The following is a 17,618-nucleotide window of genomic DNA, read 5'->3' as shown; positions in this document are numbered from 1 at the left end:
TTCTGAAACTCTCTTGATTGGTTGGGAGACCCTCGTCAGGGCTCCAGACCCGCCGGGCCGAACTCGAGAAGTCGCGCGAATTGGCCGGCATCGATGATGCGCACGCCCAGTTCCTCCGCCCTGGTGAGCTTCGACCCGGCGCCGGGGCCGGCGGCGACGAAGTCGGTCTTCTTCGACACGCTCGACGCCGCCTTGCCGCCGGCGGCGATGATCGCCTCGAGCGCGCCCTCGCGGCTGAATCCCTCGAGCGAACCGGTCGCCACGACTGTCAGTCCCTGGAGCGGGCCGCCGGCGGCGACCGCGGCCCCCGGTCCCGGGTGGCCGGGAATCGCGAACTGCACCCCGGCATCCGCCCAACGGTGGATGATCTCGAGATGCCAGTCCACCTGGAACCAGTCGATGAGCGCGTCCGCGATGATGCCGCCGACGCCATCGACGGAGGCGAGCTCGTCGCGGCCCGCCTCGCGGATCTCCTCGATCGAACCGAAGTACGCGGCGAGCGCGCGGGCGGCGACGGGGCCGACGTGCCGGATGCTGAGGGCGACGAGCATGCGCCACAGGTCCTTGGTCTTGGCGAGTTCGATCTGCTCGAGGAGCTTCGTGGCCGCGGTGGACGGCACGAAGTCCTCGTCCCCCGCGAACGGCCCGGCCGGGTCGAAGGGCGGATCGGGGTTCTTGCCGCTCTTCTTCCGCTTGCGTCGATACGGGGTCTCGACGCGGGCACTGCCGTCGTCGTTGAGCTTGACGAGTCCGGTCTCGCTGTCGCGCACCCGCACCCGGATCGGGAAGAGGTCCTCGAGGGTGAGGGCGAAGAGTCCAGCCTCGGTGACGAGCGGCGGCTCGGCGGGGAAGTCGGGCTGGGTGAGGGCGGCCGCGCCGACCTCGCCGAGGCCCTCGATGTCGAGCGCCCCGCGGCTGCCGACGTGTTCGACGCGCCCACGCACCTGCGCCGGGCAACTCCTGGCGTTCGGGCAGCGCAGGTCGATGTCGCCCTCCTTGGCCGGCGCGAGCTCGGTTCCGCACTCCGGGCAGTGGCTGGGCATGACGAACTCGCGTTCGGTGCCGTCGCGCAGTTCGACCACCGGGCCGAGCACCTCGGGAATCACGTCGCCCGCCTTGCGCAGCACGACCGTGTCACCGATCAGCACGCCCTTGGCCTTCACCACATCCTGGTTGTGCAGGGTGGCCTGGCGCACGACCGACCCGGCCACGCGCACGGGCTGCATGACGGCGAACGGGGTCACCCGACCGGTGCGGCCGACGCTCACGACGATGTCGAGCAGCTTCGTGTTCACCTGCTCCGGCGGGTACTTGTAGGCGATCGCCCAGCGCGGTGCGCGGCTCGTGGCGCCGAGCTCCTCGTGCAGGGCGAGCTCGTCGACCTTGATGACGATGCCGTCGATCTCGTGCTCCACGCTGTCGCGGTGCAGCCCGAAGTACGCGATGAACTCCGCGGCATCCTTCGCCGTCCTGGTCACTCGGTAGTGAGTGCTCGTCGGCAGCCCCCACGTCTTCAGCAGCTCGTAGGTCTCGGACTGGGAAGCCACCGGTGGGTTTGCCCACGCCCCGATGCCGTGCACGAGCATGCTCAGCCGGCTAAGCCGCTTGTACATGAGTTCGAGCCGCGCGGGAGACTTGTTCTCGGCCACCTGGCGGAGGGATCCGGATGCCGCGTTCCGCGGGTTCGCGAAGATGCGCTCGCCCGCCTCTGCCTGTTCGGCGTTGAGCGTGCGGAAGGTCACCACCTCGAAGAAGACCTCGCCGCGCACCTCGACGAGCGGCGGATGCCCCTCGCCGGCGAGACGGGTCGGGATGCTGGGGACGTAGGCGATGTTCTCCGTCACGTCCTCGCCGACGACGCCGTCGCCGCGAGTCGCCGCGCTCACCAGGGTGCCGTTCTCGTAGCGGAGGTTGATGGCGAGGCCGTCGATCTTGAGCTCGCACAGGTAGTCGACCCGGCGGGCGGAGTCGCGTTCGACCTTCGCGGCCCAGGACTCGAACTCCTCGATGGAGAAGACGTTGTCGAGGCTCAGCATCCGTTCGGCGTGCCGCACGGGGGTGAACAGCGTGGTCTCGGCGCGGCCGCCCACCGTCTGGGTGGGCGAATCCTGACTCTGCAGCTCGGGGAAGAGGCGCTCGAGTTCCTGCAGGCGGCGCAGCATGTGGTCGTACTCGTCGTCGCTGACGAGCACCTCGTCGCGCTCGTAGTACGCGTCGCGCAGTTCGAGGATGCGTGTGGTGAGCGCGACAGCCTCGGCACCCGCCTGGTGGAGTTCGTCGTCGTTCGGCACGGCTTTAGCTTAGGCAGAACCGCCGACGTGGCCGGCCCCCGCCCGGTTTCCTGCGCGGGATGGGAGGAACGGCGTCAGGCGACGGGGAGCGGAACGGCGGAGACCGTGCGGTCGATGGTGCACTGGCCGAGTACGCGCGTGCCGAGGTAGACGACGGCGGTCTGGCCCGCCGACACGCCGTTGAGGGGCACGCGCGGCGTGATCACGAGGGCGCCATCCCGCACCGCGGCGACCGCGGCGACCGGGTCGGCGTGCGCGCGAATCTGCACGTGGCAGTCGAACGGGATGTGCGGGTCGGCGGGCGGGAGCCCGGCCCAGCTGAACCGGTCCCCCGAGATCTCGGCGAGGTCGAGGGCCTCCTTGGGCCCGACGACGACCTCGTTGGTCGCCGGCTTGACCTCGAGCACGAAGCGGGGGCGGCCATCCGGGGATGGGACACCCAGATGCAGCCCCTTGCGCTGCCCGATCGTGAAGGCCAGCGCCCCGTCGTGGCTGCCCACGATGGAGCCGTCGCGCTCGCGGATCACACCCTCCTCGGCGCCGACCCGATCGGCGAGCCAGCCGCGGGTGTCGCCATCCGGGATGAAGCAGATGTCGTGCGAGTCGGGCTTGGTGGCCACGCTGAAGCCGCGTTCGGCCGCCTCGGCGCGCACCTCCGCCTTGCTCGGCGTTGCGCCGAGCGGGAACATGCTGTGGGCGAGCTGCTCGGCGGTGAGCACCCCGAGCACATAGGACTGGTCCTTGGCCCAGGCGGCCGCGCGGTGCAGCTCGCGGTTGCCGTTCTCGTCGGTGAGGATCGTGGCGTAGTGGCCGGTGGCCACGGCGTCGAAGCCCAGGTCGATGGCCTTCTCGAGCAGGGCGGCGAACTTGATCCGCTCGTTGCAGCGCATGCACGGGTTCGGCGTGCGACCGGCCGAGTATTCGGCGATGAAGTCATCGACGACGTCGAGCTTGAACCGCTCGGAGAAGTCCCACACGTAGTACGGGATTCCGATGATGTTGGCGGCCCGCTGCGCGTCCATCGAGTCTTCGACGGTGCAGCATCCGCGGCTTCCGGTGCGCAGGGTGCCGGGCATCCTGCTGAGCGCCAGATGCACGCCGACGACCTCGTGGCCGGCCTCGACCGCGCGCGCAGCGGCCACTGCCGAATCGACCCCGCCGCTCATTGCCGCCAAAACCTTCATGGTTTCGAGTCTAGGCGCCGCACTATACGGGGATGTCGGTGAGCGTCTTCTCGACAGTGCCGATGCGCGTCTCGATGTTCTCGCGTCTCGCGAGCATGGCCGCGCTGGCCGCGGTGTTCGCGTCGAGTGCCGCCGCCCAGACGCTGGTCGACACTAGAGTGAGGCAATGTCGAGATTGATGCTGGCCGTCTACGCCGTCGCATCGTTTGCCGCCTGGCTCGCCCAGTCGGTGGTCGGCGCGTTCGGCGGGGGCTATGGCGACCCGAACCGACTGCGAGCGCAAGCCCCGCCGCGACGTCGCACGCGCGCCCGCCGCCGAACGAGTCGCCGCTAGACCGTTCGCCGGTCAGCCGGACCGCCCGCTCCGATCGCCGCCGCCTCGATCGCCCGCTACGGCAGGTCAGGACTCGCGAGCTGCACGACAACCACGGACTGTCCAGGAGTCGACGGGTCCCCGCTCACCACCGCGAACCACGACTCGCTCGCGAGCGAACCGCTCGAGAGTGTGACGAGGTGCACCCCGCCGGTGTCCTTGCTCGACAGCTGCATCCACCCGGCGGCCTTGAGCTTCGTGACGATCGAGCCGGCGGTGGCGACCGGGTCGATCGACGGCGAGAGGGTGATGGCACGCAGCACGCCGAAGTAGCTCTGCGCCTTGGCGGTGGCAGCGACCAGCTGGTCGTGCTTGTCCGCGTAGACGATGGATGCCGTGGGCACGGCGGCCTCGATCGCGTCGCCGAGCCGTGTGGACTCCATGCCGGCGCTCGTCGCGTCGAACGGATCGGGGAACACCGGCCGCAGCGGCGAGGGGGCCACGGATGTGCTGGACGGCGACGGGGAGCCGGTTGGCGCGGTCGCCGTCGGTGTACACCCGGCGAGCGCGATCGCCACGCCTACCGCCGCGAGCAGCGTGAGGGGTCTGCGTTCAGGCACCGACTCGCACCTGCCGGTCGGCGAACCCCGCCCGGCCGGCCCGGCCGACGGCCTCGGGAAGTGCGGCGAGGAAGGCGTCGACGTCGTCCGTGGTCGTGGTGTGGCCCACCGTGATGCGGAGGGCGCCGCGGGCCTCCGTCTCGGTGAGGCCCAGCGCGAGGAGCACGTGCGACGGCTCGGGGATTCCCGCGCGGCACGCCGAGCCGGTGGAGACTGCGACGCCGGCGGCATCCAGGAGAAAGAGCAGGGAGTCTCCCTCGCAGCCCGGGAAGGTGAAGTGGGCGTTGTTGTCGAGGCGGTCGACCGGGTCGCCGCGCAGTACCGCCGAGGGCACGGCCGCCCGCACGCCGGCGATGACGCGGTCCCGAAGCGGGGCGACGGACGACACCGGATGCCGCGCCGCGACCCCGAACGCGATGGCCGCCGGCGCATCCTGGGTGCCCGATCGCACGTCGCGCTGCTGGCCGCCGCCGTGGATGAGCGGCACGAGGGTCGCGCCCCGCGCCAGCACGAGGGCGCCGATGCCGAGCGGGCCGCCGATCTTGTGGGCGGAGACGGAGAGCGCGGCGAGGCCGGTGGAGGCGAAGTCGATCGGCACGTGGCGATAGGCGGAGATCGCGTCGGCGTGCACGGGCACGCCATGCGCGGCGGCGAGCGCCGCCGCCTCCGCCACGGGCTGGATCGTGCCGACCTCGTTGTTCGCCCAGAGCAGGGTGAGCAGGGCGATGTCGTCGCGGTCCTCCAGCGCGGCGGCGAGAGCATCGAGGGAGAGGCGCCCGTTCGCGTCGAGCGGCAGCCACTCGACCACCGCGCCCTCGTACCGCTCGAGCCACTCGACCGTGTCGATGGTGGCGTGGTGCTCGCCGCGCGGAACCAGGATGCGTCGCAGCCCGGGCGAGGACTCGCGCCTGGCCCACCACAGTCCCTTCACCGCGAGGTTCACGGATTCGGTGCCGCCCGAGGTGAAGACGATCTCGATCGGGTCGCAGCCCAGGGATTCGGCGACCTGCTCGCGCGCCTCCTCCAGCATCCGCCTGGCATTCTGCCCCTGGCTGTGGATGGATGACGGGTTGCCGACGACGCCGAGGGCCGCGGTATACGCCGCGATCGCCTCGGGAAGCATGGGGGTCGTCGCCGCGTGATCGAGATAGACCGTCACAATCGCTCCTCACAAGTCCGTAACAAGTGTGACTCACGCGTTCATTACTCTAGGACTCGTGCCTGTGATTTATCCGATGCCCGTGAACGTCCCAGCGGCCACGCTCGACCCGACGCCCCTCGCCGATCCGCTGCGCGACTTGGGAGTGCGCTCGACCAGGGGCGGCGGCGAGATTCGCGTCTGGTCGGCGAACGCGACCTCGATCGAGCTCGCGCTGATCAGCGACAAGGACCCGAACTGGGCATCGGAGACCATCCCGCTGACCAGGGACGAGCACGGCGTCTGGTCCGGGGTCTCCCCCAACCTCGTGGCCGGCACGCGGTACGCGCTGCGGGCGACTGGGCCGAAGGGGCCGGGGCACGCGTTCGATCCGTCGCTCCGCCTCATCGATCCATACGCGAGGGGACTCGCCAGGACCCCGAACGGCGACTGGCGCTGCTACGTGCAGGACGACGCCTTCGATTGGGCTGGAAGCACCAAGCCGGCGATTCCGCTCGACCACACGGTGCTCTACGAGGCGCACGCGAGGGGCCTCTCCAAGCTCAACCCGGCCGTGCCGGAGGAGCTGCGCGGTACATACGCGGGTCTCGCCCACGAGACGGCGATCAGCTACCTGAAGGATCTCGGGGTCACGACGGTGCAGCTGCTTCCGGTGCAGCAGTTCGTGAGTGAGCAACGGCTGATCAAGCAGGGCCTCACCAACTACTGGGGCTACAACACGCTCAACTTCTTCACCCCGCACGCGGCGTATGCGAGCCGCGAGGCGCAGTTCGGCGGCACAGGGGCCGTGCTCCGCGAGTTCAAGGGCATGGTGAAGCTGCTGCACGAGGCCGGCCTCGAGGTCATTCTCGACGTCGTCTACAATCACACCTCCGAGGAGGGGCTCGGCGGCCCGACCACCTCGCTGCGCGGCCTCGACAACGCCTCGTACTACCGCCAGGACGCCAAGGGCAGATACATCGATGTCACCGGGTGTGGAAACACCGTGAACTTCGCCCTGCCGGCGGCGCAGCGCCTCGTGCTGGACAGCCTGCGGTACTGGGCGAACGAGGTGCAGATCGACGGCTTCCGCTTCGACCTCGCCGCCACCCTTGGACGCGATGCCAACATCAACTTCGACCGGAATCATCCGCTCCTCGAGGCGATCGTCACCGACCCGCAGCTCGCCGGCGTGAAGATGATCGCCGAGCCATGGGACGTGGGGATGGGCGGCTGGCAGGTCGGCAACTTCCGGGACGGCTGGTCCGAGTGGAATGACGACTACCGCGACCGCGTGCGCAACTTTTGGCTCTCCGACATCGCCGCCGCCCGGGCCAACGGCAGCGCGCCGATCGGCATCGGCCAGCTCGCGTCGAAGCTCTCCGGATCCGCCGGGGTCTTCACGCAGGAACGCGGGCCGCTCGCGTCGGTCAACTTCGTCACCGCGCACGACGGGTTCACCCTCGCCGACCTCACGGCATACAACCAGAAGCACAACCTCGGCAATGGCGAGAACAACCGCGACGGCACGGACAACAGCCACTCGTTCAATTACGGGGTGGAGGGGCCGTCCCACGACGCGGTCATCCTCGCTGCCCGGGAGAAGGCGATCCGCAACCTGCTCGGCACGCTCCTGCTCTCCGCCGGCCTGCCGATGATCACGGCCGGCGACGAGTTCGGCAGGAGCCAGCGGGGAAACAACAACGCCTACTGCCACGACAGCGAACTCACCTGGCTGCCGTGGGAGCACGAGGACTGGCAGGACGAGCTGCTTCAGGTGTCGCAGAAACTCCTGCGGTTGCGCCGCGAGAACCCGGCGCTTCGACCGGTACGGTTCGGAATCTTCGGCGAGACCGTGCCCTCCGCCACCCAGATGGACTGGTTCAACAAGGAGGGCGCCTCGATGTCGATCGAGGACTGGAACTCCCCCCAGGAGCGCACCCTGCAGTACCTCGCGGCGTCGACGCCCGAGTTCGAGGAGTTCAACCGAATCCTGCTGATCGTGCACGGCCTCGAGGCGGAGGAGACGGTCTGCCTGCCCCAGCACGAGGGTGTCACGTCCTACGAGTTGCTCTGGAACAGCGCAGATGACTCCGCGGCCAGCGAGGTGCATGCGCCGAGAACGTCGCTCACCCTCGCACCGGCCTCGATGCAGCTCTTCCGGGCACACTGATGCCCGCCAGTGTTCCCCTGTGTCTGGTGTGTGCCGGCGCGGCCGGTCACAGTCGCGCCGACGAGGAACAAACGCGGCGGGAGCGCTAGCCGTGGCCGGCACCCCGGCCACCGTCGCGCTGGCGGCCCTCGGCATCCCTTTCACGACCCATGAGTATTCCCACGACCCGACGGCGTCGTCGTTCGGGCTCGAGGCGGCCGAGGCTCTCGGCGTGCAGCCGGACCGCGTGTTCAAGACCCTTCTGGCCGAGGCCGACGGCACGCTCGTGGTCGGCATCGTGCCGGTCGTGGGCAAGCTCGACCTCAAGGCGCTGAGCTCGGCGGTCGGCGCGAAGAGGGCGGCGATGGCGGATGCCGCGGTCGCGGAACGCAAGACCGGCTACGTTGTGGGCGGCATCAGCCCGATCGGGCAGAAGACCCGCCTCACGACGGTGCTCGATGAGACCGCGGAGCTCTTCGACACGGTATTCGTCTCGGGTGGTCGCCGGGGGTTCGAGCTGGAGCTCTCTCCCGCCGACCTCGTCGCGGCGACCGGCGCCCTCGTCGCTGCGATCAGTCGCGACTGAGCCGGTTCGCCCGGCCGGAGCCTCCGGCGATGAGCAGGTAGGCGGCGACGCCGAGGAAAAGGCCGACTACGACGGGCACCACGAACCGAACCGTCGCTGCCGGCCGGCGGGTGGCGGGAGGGGTCGCGACGGGAATCGCGGTGACCGGAGAATCGGCGCCCGAAACATCGGCGCCCCGAACATCGGCGACCGAAACATCGGCACCCTAAACATCGGCATCGGGGCCGCGGCGACGGCCTCGCACTGCGCCGACGATCCCATTGATGAACATGTATGCGGCAAAGAGAAACAGGAGTCCCGCGAGCACCGGCACGATGACAGCCCTGGCGTCGCCGTTGAGCCAGAGGCTCAGGTAGCCGATGAGCGGCACGCTGTACCAGAGCCGGCCCACGATCTGCATCTCTTTGACCGGGTCGGCATCCGCGACCGCGTTGTTGTCGCCCTTGAAGGTGAACGTGCGCGTGCCGCTCGGCGTGAAGTCGATCCCGATCACCCGATGGGTGATGACGTCGGGTTTGCCCGACTCGATCTGGTAGGTGACGACATCCCCCACGGCGACCTGGTCCGGCGTGACCGGCCGCACCACGATGAGGGTGCCGGGCGGAAGGGTGGGTTCCATCGACTGGGTCAGCACAGTGCGCGGGATCGCCCCGGCGACCTTCGGCAGCACGATGAGCACCGTGCCGGCGCCCACGACCAGCAGCAGCACGGCAAGGCTCAGCGCAGTGCGCAGGTAGAACCACAGGCTTCGTTCGGGCGCCGGTACCGCGGTCGGCGCTGCGTCGAGAGTCGCGGCGGTCGGGCCTTCTTTCACTCGCCCGGCTCCCTCGTGCGGCGTCGCACCACCAGCAGCAGAAACCCGATGCCGAGGAGCCCGCCGCCGACCAGGAGCGGCACGGCGGGGTTGGCCCCCGTGAAGGCTAACGCACCGCTGATCACGCTGGCGATCGACCCGGCCGCGCTCGCCGGATTCGCCGCGCCTGCCGCGGCTGGGCCGGGCGAAGACACCGGGGTGCCAGGATCGCACGCCGCCGGAGCCTCATGGCGGGTGCCCTGGGTCACGGTGAGGAGTACGTTGAATCCGCCGGTCGTGCCCTGAGCGACCTTCGAGCCGACGTCGAGCATCGTGAGGGTGAGCGCGATCCGCGCACTTCCGTCGGGCGGCACGATCGACTGCGGGGCGAGCGTTGCACAGTTCGTGAGCGAGGCGAGCGTCACTGCAGCAGGAAGGGAGGCCGAGCCCGCTGCCCCATCCACCATGACGGACCTGCCGAGATCGGAGGACAATCCCCACACGTTGATGGCGCGCACGGTGAGAGTCACCGGTTCGGAGAGCGGGTTGTGCACCCACACCGCCTTCGAGACGGTGTCGCCGGGCACGGCACCCTGGAACTCGTCGAAGATGCCGCCGGGCAGCGTCGTGGACCAGACCACGCCGTCCCGACTGAGCAGAATCGGGCTCTGATCGGCGGCCTGTGCCGGGGCGGCCGAGACTGTGGCCGCGGCCGTGCCGGCGAGAATCGCGATGAGGATCGCGGCGAGCGCGACGCGCACCCGTGACCGACCGGTCACCCTCGCCGAGCGCATCAGAAGTCCGGGTTGCACTTGGGCGACCTGTCTTTGTCGTTCGCGACGGTGAACTTGTAGGTCGTCGGCGTCGGCGAGTTCCAGCCGTTCGCATAGCGCACGGTCACTCGCACGATCGAATCACCGGTGAGGCTCGTGCTCTGCGGCTGGGCGTAAGGCAGCGTGCGCGTCGTCGTGAGAATCGAGGTGCCGTTCGGGTAGTACCACTCGATGGAGTAGTCCTTGAACACGCTGCCGTTGAGCGTGGCCGGCGTCGCCGGCCAGGACAGGAGCGCGAGGTTGTTCGTGGCATCGGTCTTGCACGAGCTGAAGGCGGCGGACGGCACGATCTGCGAGGACTGCGAGAAGCTCGCGGTCGCCGAGGCGGTCCAGGCCGAGTAGGCGACCGGGGCGGCAAAGCCGACGACGGAGGCGACGATCACGGATGCCGCGGCCGTCACGAGCACCTGTCGAGAGAACCGCATCAGACGCTCGATCCCGTGAAGGTGAGCACAGTGGCCACCGACTGTCCGCCGATGACGACCGGAGCGGTCGCTCTCATCGTGGTCCGCACGCACAGGACCTCGCTCGTCCCGGCGGCAAGCGCGCGGCCTACCCCGAGGGTGGCCGTGGCGCACACTTTGAGGCATCCCGTACCCAAGTGGGGTACACGCGCGCCGGGGTACATCGACCGGTCGGGGTACATGCAGATCCGGGGTACAACGAGGGGGACACGCGAGGTCCGCCTGGGCGCAGAACGCGAAAAAGGCCCGCCCCGCGCCTGAGCGCGAGACGGGCCGGATTCAGTGAAGGCTAGTTGGCGACCGTGATGAGTCCGAGCTCCGCCGGGCTCGCCAGCAACGGATGCCGCGGCACGACGCGCACGTTGTAGCCGAAGCTTCCCGCCCTCGAGAGCACCACCGTGCCGGCGAACTGGACGGGATTCCCGGTGCCCTCCGTCGCGACGAGCTCGACGCGCTCCGGGTTCTCGAGCTGGTCGCCCTCGCGGGCACGACCGTAGACGACCTCCACGGCGACATCGTCTGGACTGAGCCCGTCGATGTTGACGTGCGCCCGCACGTGCAGCTCGTCGCCCACCTGGGGCACGGCATCCACGCCGCCGGACTCCACGTGTAACACGGAGATGCGCGGCCAGGCGGCCGTCACCTTCGTCTTCCACTCGGCGAGCGCGCGCGCCGGGGCGAAGGCGTCGGCCGAGATCGTGCGGGCCGCCGCCGCCGCCGGCAGGTACAGGCGCTCCACGTATTCGCGCACCATGCGGTCGGCGGAGAGTTCCGGCGACAGGGTCCTCAGCGTGTGGCGGATCGCCTCCACCCAGCGCACGGGCACGCCGTCGGCGTTGCGGTCGTAGAACCGCGGCGCGATCTGGTGTTCGATGAGGTCGTAGAGCGAGTCCGCCTCGAGCTTGTCCCGCTCCGCGGCGTCCCCGGCCGAATCGGCACTCGGGATGGCCCAGCCGTTCTCCTGGTCGTAGAACTCGGCCCACCATCCGTCGAGAATCGACAGGTTGAGGGAGCCGTTGAGGGCCGCCTTCATGCCGGACGTGCCGCACGCCTCGAGCGGGCGCAGCGGGTTGTTGAGCCACACGTCCGTTCCCGGATAGAGCAACTGCGCCATCCGGATGTCGTAGTTGGGCAGGAACACCATGCGCTTGCGCACATCCGGCTCCTGGGCGAACTCCACGAGCCGCTGGATCAGCCGCTTGCCCTCGTCGTCCGCGGGGTGCGACTTGCCCGCGATCACGATCTGCACCGGGCGCTTCGGGTCGAGCAGGATCGAGCGGAGGCGCTCCGGGTCGTGAAGCATGAGGGTCAGCCGCTTGTAGGTGGGCACGCGCCGCGCGAACCCGATTGTGAGCACCTCCGGGTCGAGCATGTCCGCGACCCATGCCGGGTCCCCGACGCCGGGGTTCTGCACGCCCCACGCCTTGGCCACCCGGTGCCTCGCGTCCTTCACCAGCTGGGCCCGCATCCCGTTGCGCACCCTCCACAGGTCGCCGTCGGCGACTGCGGGCGACGACCAGTCGGCGAGCGTCGTGTCCGACGTGCCGAGCTTCACCTCGGCGAGCGCCACGAGCGACGGGTCGGTCCAGGTGGGGGCGTGCACGCCGTTCGTCACCGACGTGATGGGCACGTCGACGTTGTCGAAACCGGGCCAGAGCGCACCGAACATGCCGCGGCTCACCTCGCCGTGCAGCCGGGACACCCCGTTGGCACGCTGGCCGAGGCGCAGTCCCATCACTGCCATGTTGAACGTGTTGGGAGTTCCGCCGTCGTAGTTCTCCGCGCCGAGCGCGAGGACATCGCCCACGTCGACCCCTGGCAGCAGGTCGGTGGAGAAATACTGCTCGATGAGGGCGGAGTCGAAGCGGTCGATTCCGGCCGGCACCGGCGTGTGGGTGGTGAAGACCGTGCCGGCCCGAACCACCTGGAGCGCCTCGTTGAACGACAGCCCCTCGCCGATGAGGTCGCTGATGCGCTCGAGCCCGAGGAAGCCGGCGTGGCCCTCGTTGGTGTGGAACAGTTCGGGAACCTCGGCGTCGGTGAGCTCGGAGAGCAGCTTGATGGCGCGCACTCCCCCGATCCCGAGCAGGAGTTCCTGCAGTAGGCGATGCTCGCCGCCGCCGCCATACAGGCGGTCGGTGACCGAGCGCAACGCGTCGTCGTTCTCCGGGATGTCCGTGTCGAGCAGCAGGAGGGGGATACGGCCGACCGCGACCTGCCAGATTCGCGCGTACAGCGCGCCGCCGCCGGGAAGGGCGAGCGCCACCTGGGCTGCGGTGCCATCCGGGTGGCGGAGCACCGAGAGCGGCAGGCCGTCCGGGTCGAGAACGGGGTAGGCCTCCTCCTGCCAGCCGTCAGGGGAGATCGACTGGGCGAAGTAGCCCGACCGGTAGAACAGCCCGACGCCGATGATGGGCACTCCGAGGTCGGACGCGCTCTTGAGGTGGTCGCCGGCGAGGATGCCGAGACCCCCGGAGTATTGCGGCAGTGCCGCCGCGATGCCGAATTCCGGGGAGAAGTAGCCGATCGCCTTCGGCGCGTCGCTCGAACAGGACTCCTGGTACCAGCGCGGCTCGCGGAGGTAGCGGTGGAGGTCGTCGCGCAGGGCGTTCGCCCGCGCCACGAATTCGCCATTCGCCGCGAGCTCGGCCAGGCGATCCGGTTCGATCTCGCCCAGCAGGGCTATGGGGTCGTGTTCGCTCGACTCCCACATCCCTGGTGAGATAAATTCGAACAGTTCCCGGGTGGGAAGGTGCCAGGACCAACGAAGGTTGGTCGCGAGCTCCTCGAGGGCGCAGAGCGAATCGGGCAGAACGGTGCGGACGGTAAATCGACGGATAGCCTTCACCGTTACACCCTAGGGGAGCGAGCCAACCGATGGATCCCGTTGTTTCAATCGACCCGCTCGCGACCCGAACTCTGACAACTCGAGAGCCATTCGTCAAGGGGGAGCGATTTCGCTGCCGAGACGCTACGGTCAGAGTGTGACAGTGGCATACGAACCAAAGATGGGCCGAATCCCGATCAGGGATCTCTCCCCCCAACAACCCGAGAACAATTGGCCGGCGAAGGCCTTCGTCGGCGAAGTGGTTCCCTTCGAGGCCACCGTGTTCAAGGAGGGTCACGACGTTCTCGGCGTCGAACTCCTGCTCACCGCCCCGGACGGCGTGCAGTCGAAGCACCGCATGGTGGAGGTCGGCAAGGGGCTCGACCACTGGCAGGCCCACGCGCTTCTCGATGCGCAGGGCACCTGGGTCTACCGCGTGCGGGCCTGGAACGACGAGTGGGCGACCTGGCTGCACAATGCCGAGATCAAGGTGCCGGCCGGCGTCGACGTGCCGCTCATGCTCCTCATGGGCAGTCAGCTTCTCGCCCGCGCGGCGAAGGCCGACCCGGAGAACAAGATTCTCAAAGATGCCGCGAAGGTGATCGCCAGCAAGAGCATCGCCCCGCTCGTGCGTCTCGCCGCCGCGACCGACCCCCGCGTGACCGCGGAGATCGAGAAGCGGCCGCTCGCCACCCTCGTCACCCAGAGCTCGCCGCTCGAGGTGCGCGTCGAACGGACGCGGGCCGGCGCCGGCAGCTGGTACGAGTTCTTCCCCCGCTCGGAGGGCGCCAGAAAGGCGAAGGACGGCACCTGGACCAGCGGCACCTTCCGCACGGCCGCCCGGCGGCTCCCGGCCGTGGCCGGCATGGGCTTCGACGTCATCTACCTGCCCCCCATCCACCCCATCGGCGTGAGCTTCCGCAAGGGGCCGAACAACACCCTCAACCCCGGCCCGGCCGATCCGGGATCGCCGTGGGCGATCGGGTCGAAGGAGGGCGGGCACGACGCCATCCACCCCGACCTCGGCACCGTCGTCGACTTCACCGCCTTCGTCGACACGGCCAGGAAGAGCGGCCTCGAGGTGGCGATCGACCTCGCCCTGCAGTGCTCGCCGGACCACCCGTGGGTCACCGAGCATCCCGAGTGGTTCACGACCCTGCCGGACGGCACGATCGCGTATGCGGAGAACCCGCCGAAGAAGTACCAGGACATCTACCCGCTCAACTTCGACAACGACCCGATCGGCATCCGCGAAGAGGTGCTGCGGGTCGTCAAGTACTGGATCGGGCTCGGCGTCAACATCTTCCGGGTGGACAATCCGCACACGAAGCCGCTGCAGTTCTGGGAGTGGCTCCTGCACGAGATCAACACCGAGTTTCCGGATGTCGTCTTCCTCGCCGAGGCGTTCACCCGGCCGGCGATGATGTACTCGCTCGGGCAGGTCGGCTTCCAGCAGTCGTATACCTACTTCACCTGGCGGAACACCAAACTCGAGCTCGAGGAGTTCCTCACCGGCCTCTCGCACGAGCTCTCGGATTTCTTCCGGCCGAACCTGTTCGTGAACACCCCGGACATCCTCACCGAGTACCTGCAGTTCGGCGGGCCGGCCGCGTACAAGATCCGCGCGGCGATCGCCGCGACGGCCTCCCCGTCGTGGGGCGTGTACGCGGGCTACGAGCTATACGAGAACGTCGCGCGGCCGGGCTCGGAAGAGAACATCGACAACGAGAAGTACGAGTACAAGGCCCGCGACTTCGCGAAGGCCGAGGCGGAAGGTCGATCGCTCGCGCCGTACATCACCCGGCTCAATACGATCAGGGCCGAGCATCCGGCCCTTCGCCAGCTGCGCAACCTCGACGTGCACTGGAGCGACGACGACTCGATCCTCGTCTACAGCAAGTACCTCGACGGCCGCTTCACACGCTCCGGCCGGGGAGACGCGCTCATCATCATCGCGAACGTCGACCCGCACTCGGTGCGCGAGACGACGGTGCACCTCGATCCGACCCGCTTCGGCCTCGAACCCGGGGAGGTCTTCGAGGTGACGGATCTCATCACGAAACAGAAGTTCAGTTGGGGCACAGACAACTACGTCAGGCTCGATGCCTTCACCGAACCGGTGCACATCCTGCGTGTCGAACTCCCGAGAGGCAAGTAAATGGCCAAGGACGTCGACAAGAAGTCGCCCAAGATCAGCGCGCCCGCGAAGGCGAAGGCGAAGCCGGCGGCATCGACGCTGCCCGAGCTGCACCCAGGCCTCGTGCGGTCTCTGGTGGATGCGGTGCACCCGCAGCCCCACGCGACCCTCGGCCAGCATCCGGTCGATGGCGGGTTCGTGATCCGCACGGTTCGGCCGCTCGCCGAGGCGGTCACCGCGATCCGCGCCGACGGTTCCCGCGTGCCCCTCGAGCATCTCGCCGACGGTCTCTGGCAGGGCCTGGCGCCCGGCGAGGGGCAGGCGTACACGCTGGAGACGAAATACGCGAACGGCCCGGACTGGGTCACCGACGACCCGTACCGGTTCGTTCCGTCGGTGGGCGACATCGACCTGTACCTGTGGGGCCAGGGTCGCCACGAGCAGCTCTGGCAGGTCTTCGGGGCGCACTTCCGCCCGCACGAGGACATCGAGGGAACGAGCTTCTCGGTCTGGGCTCCGCACGCCTCGGCCGCGCGGGTGCTCGGCGACTTCAACGGCTGGAACGGCGTCGGCCACGCCATGCGCCGACTCGACGACAACGGCGTGTGGGAGTTGTTCGTTCCCGGGCTCACCCCGGGCACGGCCTACAAGTTCGAGCTGCGCACCGCCCAGGGCAACTGGGTGACCCGGGCCGACCCGATGGCCCGGTACACCGAGGTGCCGCCGGCGACGGCCTCCAAGGTGGGGCAGACGCTCTTCGAGTGGAGCGACGGCGACTGGCTGTCGGCCCGCGCCGCCCGCGACCCGCACAACTCGCCGCTGAGCGTCTACGAGATCCATCTCGGGTCCTGGCGGCCGGGGCTCGGCTACCGCGAACTGGCCGACGAGCTCATCGACTACATCCACGAGACCGGCTTCACCCACGTGGAGTTCATGCCGCTCGCCGAGCACCCGTTCGGCGGGTCGTGGGGCTACCAGGTGACCGGGTACTTCGCCCCGACGAGCCGCTTCGGACATCCGGACGACCTCCGCTACCTGATCGACCGGCTGCACAACGCAAACATCGGCGTGATCATGGACTGGGTGCCCGCCCACTTCCCGAAGGACGAGTGGGCGCTCGCCAACTTCGACGGCCAGCCGCTCTACGAGCACTCGGACCCCCGCCGCGGCGAGCAGCCGGACTGGGGCACGCTCGTCTTCAACTTCGGCGATTCGCACGTGCGCAACTTCCTCGTCGCGAACGCTCTCTACTGGCTCGAGGACTTCCACATCGACGGCCTCCGCGTCGACGCCGTGGCCTCCATGCTCTACCTCGACTACTCGCGCGAAGAGGGCGAGTGGGAGCCGAACAAGTTCGGCGGCCGGGAGAACCTCGAGGCGATCGGCTTCCTGCAGGAGGTGAACGCCACGGCCTACAAGCGCAACCCGGGCATCCTGATGATCGCGGAGGAGTCGACGGCGTGGCCGGGTGTCACGAAACCTACCGACGCACCGGGTCTCGGGTTCGGCCTCAAGTGGAACATGGGTTGGATGCACGACAGCCTCGCGTACATGGAGGAAGACCCCATGTACCGCTCGTACCACCACAACGAGATCACCTTCAGCATGGTCTACGCGCACACCGAGAACTTCCTGCTGCCGATCAGCCACGACGAGGTCGTGCACGGCAAGGGCTCGCTGTTGCACAAGATGCCGGGTGACCAGTGGCAGAAGCTCGCGAACCTGCGCGCCTACCTCGCCTTCATGTGGGCGCACCCCGGCAAGCAGCTGCTGTTCATGGGCCAGGAGTTCGGGCAGCCGAGCGAGTGGTCTGAGCAGCGCGGGCTCGACTGGTGGATTCTCGACCAGCCGGTGCACCGCGGGCTGCTCACCATGGTGGGTCAGCTCAACCGGGTGTACCGCGACCAGCCCGCCCTCTGGTCACGCGACAACGACCCGGGCGGGTTCGAGTGGCTCGACGCGAGCGACGCGGCCCACAACGTGGTGTCGTTCCTGCGCTGGGACAACCACGGCAATCCGATCGCCGTGCTCATGAACTTCTCCGGAAACCCGGTTGGCCCGTACCGGGTCGGTCTGCCGTTCGCCGGCGAGTGGGCGGAGATCCTCAACACGGATGCCTCGGAGTACGGCGGATCGGGAGTGGGCAACTACGGCTCGGTGACCGCGGTCGAGGAGTCGTGGGCCGGGCGTCCGGCCTCGGTGGAGCTCACCCTCCCCCCGCTGGCCGGCCTCTGGCTCAAGCTCAAGCGCTAGGCACCGCGCACCCGCGCCGCCCCATCC

At 68.9% G+C, this 17,618-nt stretch carries 14 protein-coding genes; 5 read left to right on the top strand and 9 right to left on the bottom strand.

From position 1 onward, the window contains the following. Nucleotides 1–35: 35 nt before the first annotated feature. The 3 genes from ligA to VIM54_RS12135 form a co-directional block, all read right to left on the bottom strand. Nucleotides 36–2,291, bottom strand: a complete 2,256-nt coding sequence (gene ligA, locus VIM54_RS12145) for an NAD-dependent DNA ligase LigA (protein ID WP_331901659.1) — start codon at nucleotides 2,289–2,291, stop codon at nucleotides 36–38. A 74-nt stretch (nucleotides 2,292–2,365) separates the two neighbouring features. Then, complete coding sequence (gene mnmA / locus VIM54_RS12140; RefSeq protein ID WP_331901657.1) at nucleotides 2,366–3,475, bottom strand: tRNA 2-thiouridine(34) synthase MnmA; 1,110 nt, start codon at nucleotides 3,473–3,475, stop codon at nucleotides 2,366–2,368. A 22-nt stretch (nucleotides 3,476–3,497) separates the two neighbouring features. Next, nucleotides 3,498–3,629, bottom strand: a complete 132-nt coding sequence (locus VIM54_RS12135) for a hypothetical protein (RefSeq protein WP_331901655.1) — start codon at nucleotides 3,627–3,629, stop codon at nucleotides 3,498–3,500. A 12-nt stretch (nucleotides 3,630–3,641) separates the two neighbouring features. Between VIM54_RS12135 and VIM54_RS12130 the strand changes: the two genes are divergently transcribed. After that, nucleotides 3,642–3,809 carry a hypothetical protein gene (locus tag VIM54_RS12130; protein WP_331901654.1) on the top strand — a complete coding sequence of 56 codons (168 nt, stop codon included), beginning with the start codon at nucleotides 3,642–3,644 and terminating at the stop codon, nucleotides 3,807–3,809. Between the two features lie 56 nt (nucleotides 3,810–3,865). On the opposite strand, the gene VIM54_RS12125 is transcribed toward VIM54_RS12130, so the two are convergent. Both VIM54_RS12125 and VIM54_RS12120 read right to left on the bottom strand, forming a co-directional pair. Further along, entirely contained in the window at nucleotides 3,866–4,408 is a 543-nt protein-coding gene (locus tag VIM54_RS12125) for a hypothetical protein (protein WP_331901652.1), read from the bottom strand. Beyond that, nucleotides 4,401–5,567 (bottom strand): cysteine desulfurase family protein, encoded by a 1,167-nt coding sequence (locus VIM54_RS12120; protein ID WP_331901651.1) that lies wholly within the window; start codon nucleotides 5,565–5,567, stop codon nucleotides 4,401–4,403. Before VIM54_RS12120 ends, VIM54_RS12125 begins: the two co-directional genes overlap by 8 nt. A 76-nt stretch (nucleotides 5,568–5,643) precedes the next feature. Between VIM54_RS12120 and glgX the strand changes: the two genes are divergently transcribed. Beyond that, nucleotides 5,644–7,719 (top strand): glycogen debranching protein GlgX, encoded by a 2,076-nt coding sequence (gene glgX, locus VIM54_RS12115; RefSeq protein ID WP_414673222.1) that lies wholly within the window; start codon nucleotides 5,644–5,646, stop codon nucleotides 7,717–7,719. 91 nt (nucleotides 7,720–7,810) lie between these two features. Continuing rightward, nucleotides 7,811–8,284 carry a Cys-tRNA(Pro) deacylase gene (gene ybaK, locus VIM54_RS12110; protein ID WP_331901648.1) on the top strand — a complete coding sequence of 158 codons (474 nt, stop codon included), beginning with the start codon at nucleotides 7,811–7,813 and terminating at the stop codon, nucleotides 8,282–8,284. A gap of 205 nt (nucleotides 8,285–8,489) precedes the next feature. Here the strand turns inward: ybaK and VIM54_RS12105 are convergent, their stop codons facing one another. The 4 genes from VIM54_RS12105 to glgP form a co-directional block, all read right to left on the bottom strand. Continuing rightward, entirely contained in the window at nucleotides 8,490–9,098 is a 609-nt protein-coding gene (locus tag VIM54_RS12105) for a signal peptidase I (RefSeq protein ID WP_331901646.1), read from the bottom strand. Beyond that, entirely contained in the window at nucleotides 9,095–9,856 is a 762-nt protein-coding gene (locus VIM54_RS12100) for a hypothetical protein (protein WP_331901645.1), read from the bottom strand. Before VIM54_RS12100 ends, VIM54_RS12105 begins: the two co-directional genes overlap by 4 nt. A 14-nt stretch (nucleotides 9,857–9,870) precedes the next feature. Next, the gene (locus VIM54_RS12095) at nucleotides 9,871–10,335 is read right to left on the bottom strand and encodes a hypothetical protein (RefSeq protein WP_331901643.1); all 465 of its coding nucleotides are present in this window, start codon (nucleotides 10,333–10,335) and stop codon (nucleotides 9,871–9,873) included. A gap of 328 nt (nucleotides 10,336–10,663) precedes the next feature. Further along, entirely contained in the window at nucleotides 10,664–13,222 is a 2,559-nt protein-coding gene (glgP, locus tag VIM54_RS12090) for an alpha-glucan family phosphorylase (protein ID WP_331901642.1), read from the bottom strand. A gap of 160 nt (nucleotides 13,223–13,382) precedes the next feature. Between glgP and VIM54_RS12085 the strand changes: the two genes are divergently transcribed. Continuing rightward, nucleotides 13,383–15,359, top strand: a complete 1,977-nt coding sequence (locus tag VIM54_RS12085) for an alpha-1,4-glucan--maltose-1-phosphate maltosyltransferase (protein WP_331901762.1) — start codon at nucleotides 13,383–13,385, stop codon at nucleotides 15,357–15,359. Continuing rightward, nucleotides 15,360–17,591 carry a 1,4-alpha-glucan branching protein GlgB gene (glgB, locus tag VIM54_RS12080; RefSeq protein ID WP_331901640.1) on the top strand — a complete coding sequence of 744 codons (2,232 nt, stop codon included), beginning with the start codon at nucleotides 15,360–15,362 and terminating at the stop codon, nucleotides 17,589–17,591. The last annotated feature ends 27 nt before the right edge of the window (nucleotides 17,592–17,618 follow it).

The sequence above is a fragment of the Lacisediminihabitans sp. genome (assembly GCF_036569425.1).
Taxonomy (GTDB): domain Bacteria; phylum Actinomycetota; class Actinomycetes; order Actinomycetales; family Microbacteriaceae; genus Lacisediminihabitans.
The sequence above is the reverse complement of the archived record's forward strand: the minus strand, read 5'-3'. Positions and strand labels throughout refer to the sequence as shown.

What these genes read in the sequence shown, in the direction of transcription:
- VIM54_RS12095 (WP_331901643.1), bottom strand. Translation starts at nt 10,335, where the DNA reads ATGCGGTTCTCTCGACAGGTGCTCGTGACGGCCGCGGCATCCGTGATC.
- glgB (WP_331901640.1), top strand. Translation starts at nt 15,360, where the DNA reads ATGGCCAAGGACGTCGACAAGAAGTCGCCCAAGATCAGCGCGCCCGCG.
- VIM54_RS12085 (WP_331901762.1), top strand. Translation starts at nt 13,383, where the DNA reads ATGGGCCGAATCCCGATCAGGGATCTCTCCCCCCAACAACCCGAGAAC.
- VIM54_RS12130 (WP_331901654.1), top strand. Translation starts at nt 3,642, where the DNA reads ATGTCGAGATTGATGCTGGCCGTCTACGCCGTCGCATCGTTTGCCGCC.
- mnmA (WP_331901657.1), bottom strand. Translation starts at nt 3,475, where the DNA reads ATGAAGGTTTTGGCGGCAATGAGCGGCGGGGTCGATTCGGCAGTGGCC.
- glgX (WP_414673222.1), top strand. Translation starts at nt 5,644, where the DNA reads ATGCCCGTGAACGTCCCAGCGGCCACGCTCGACCCGACGCCCCTCGCC.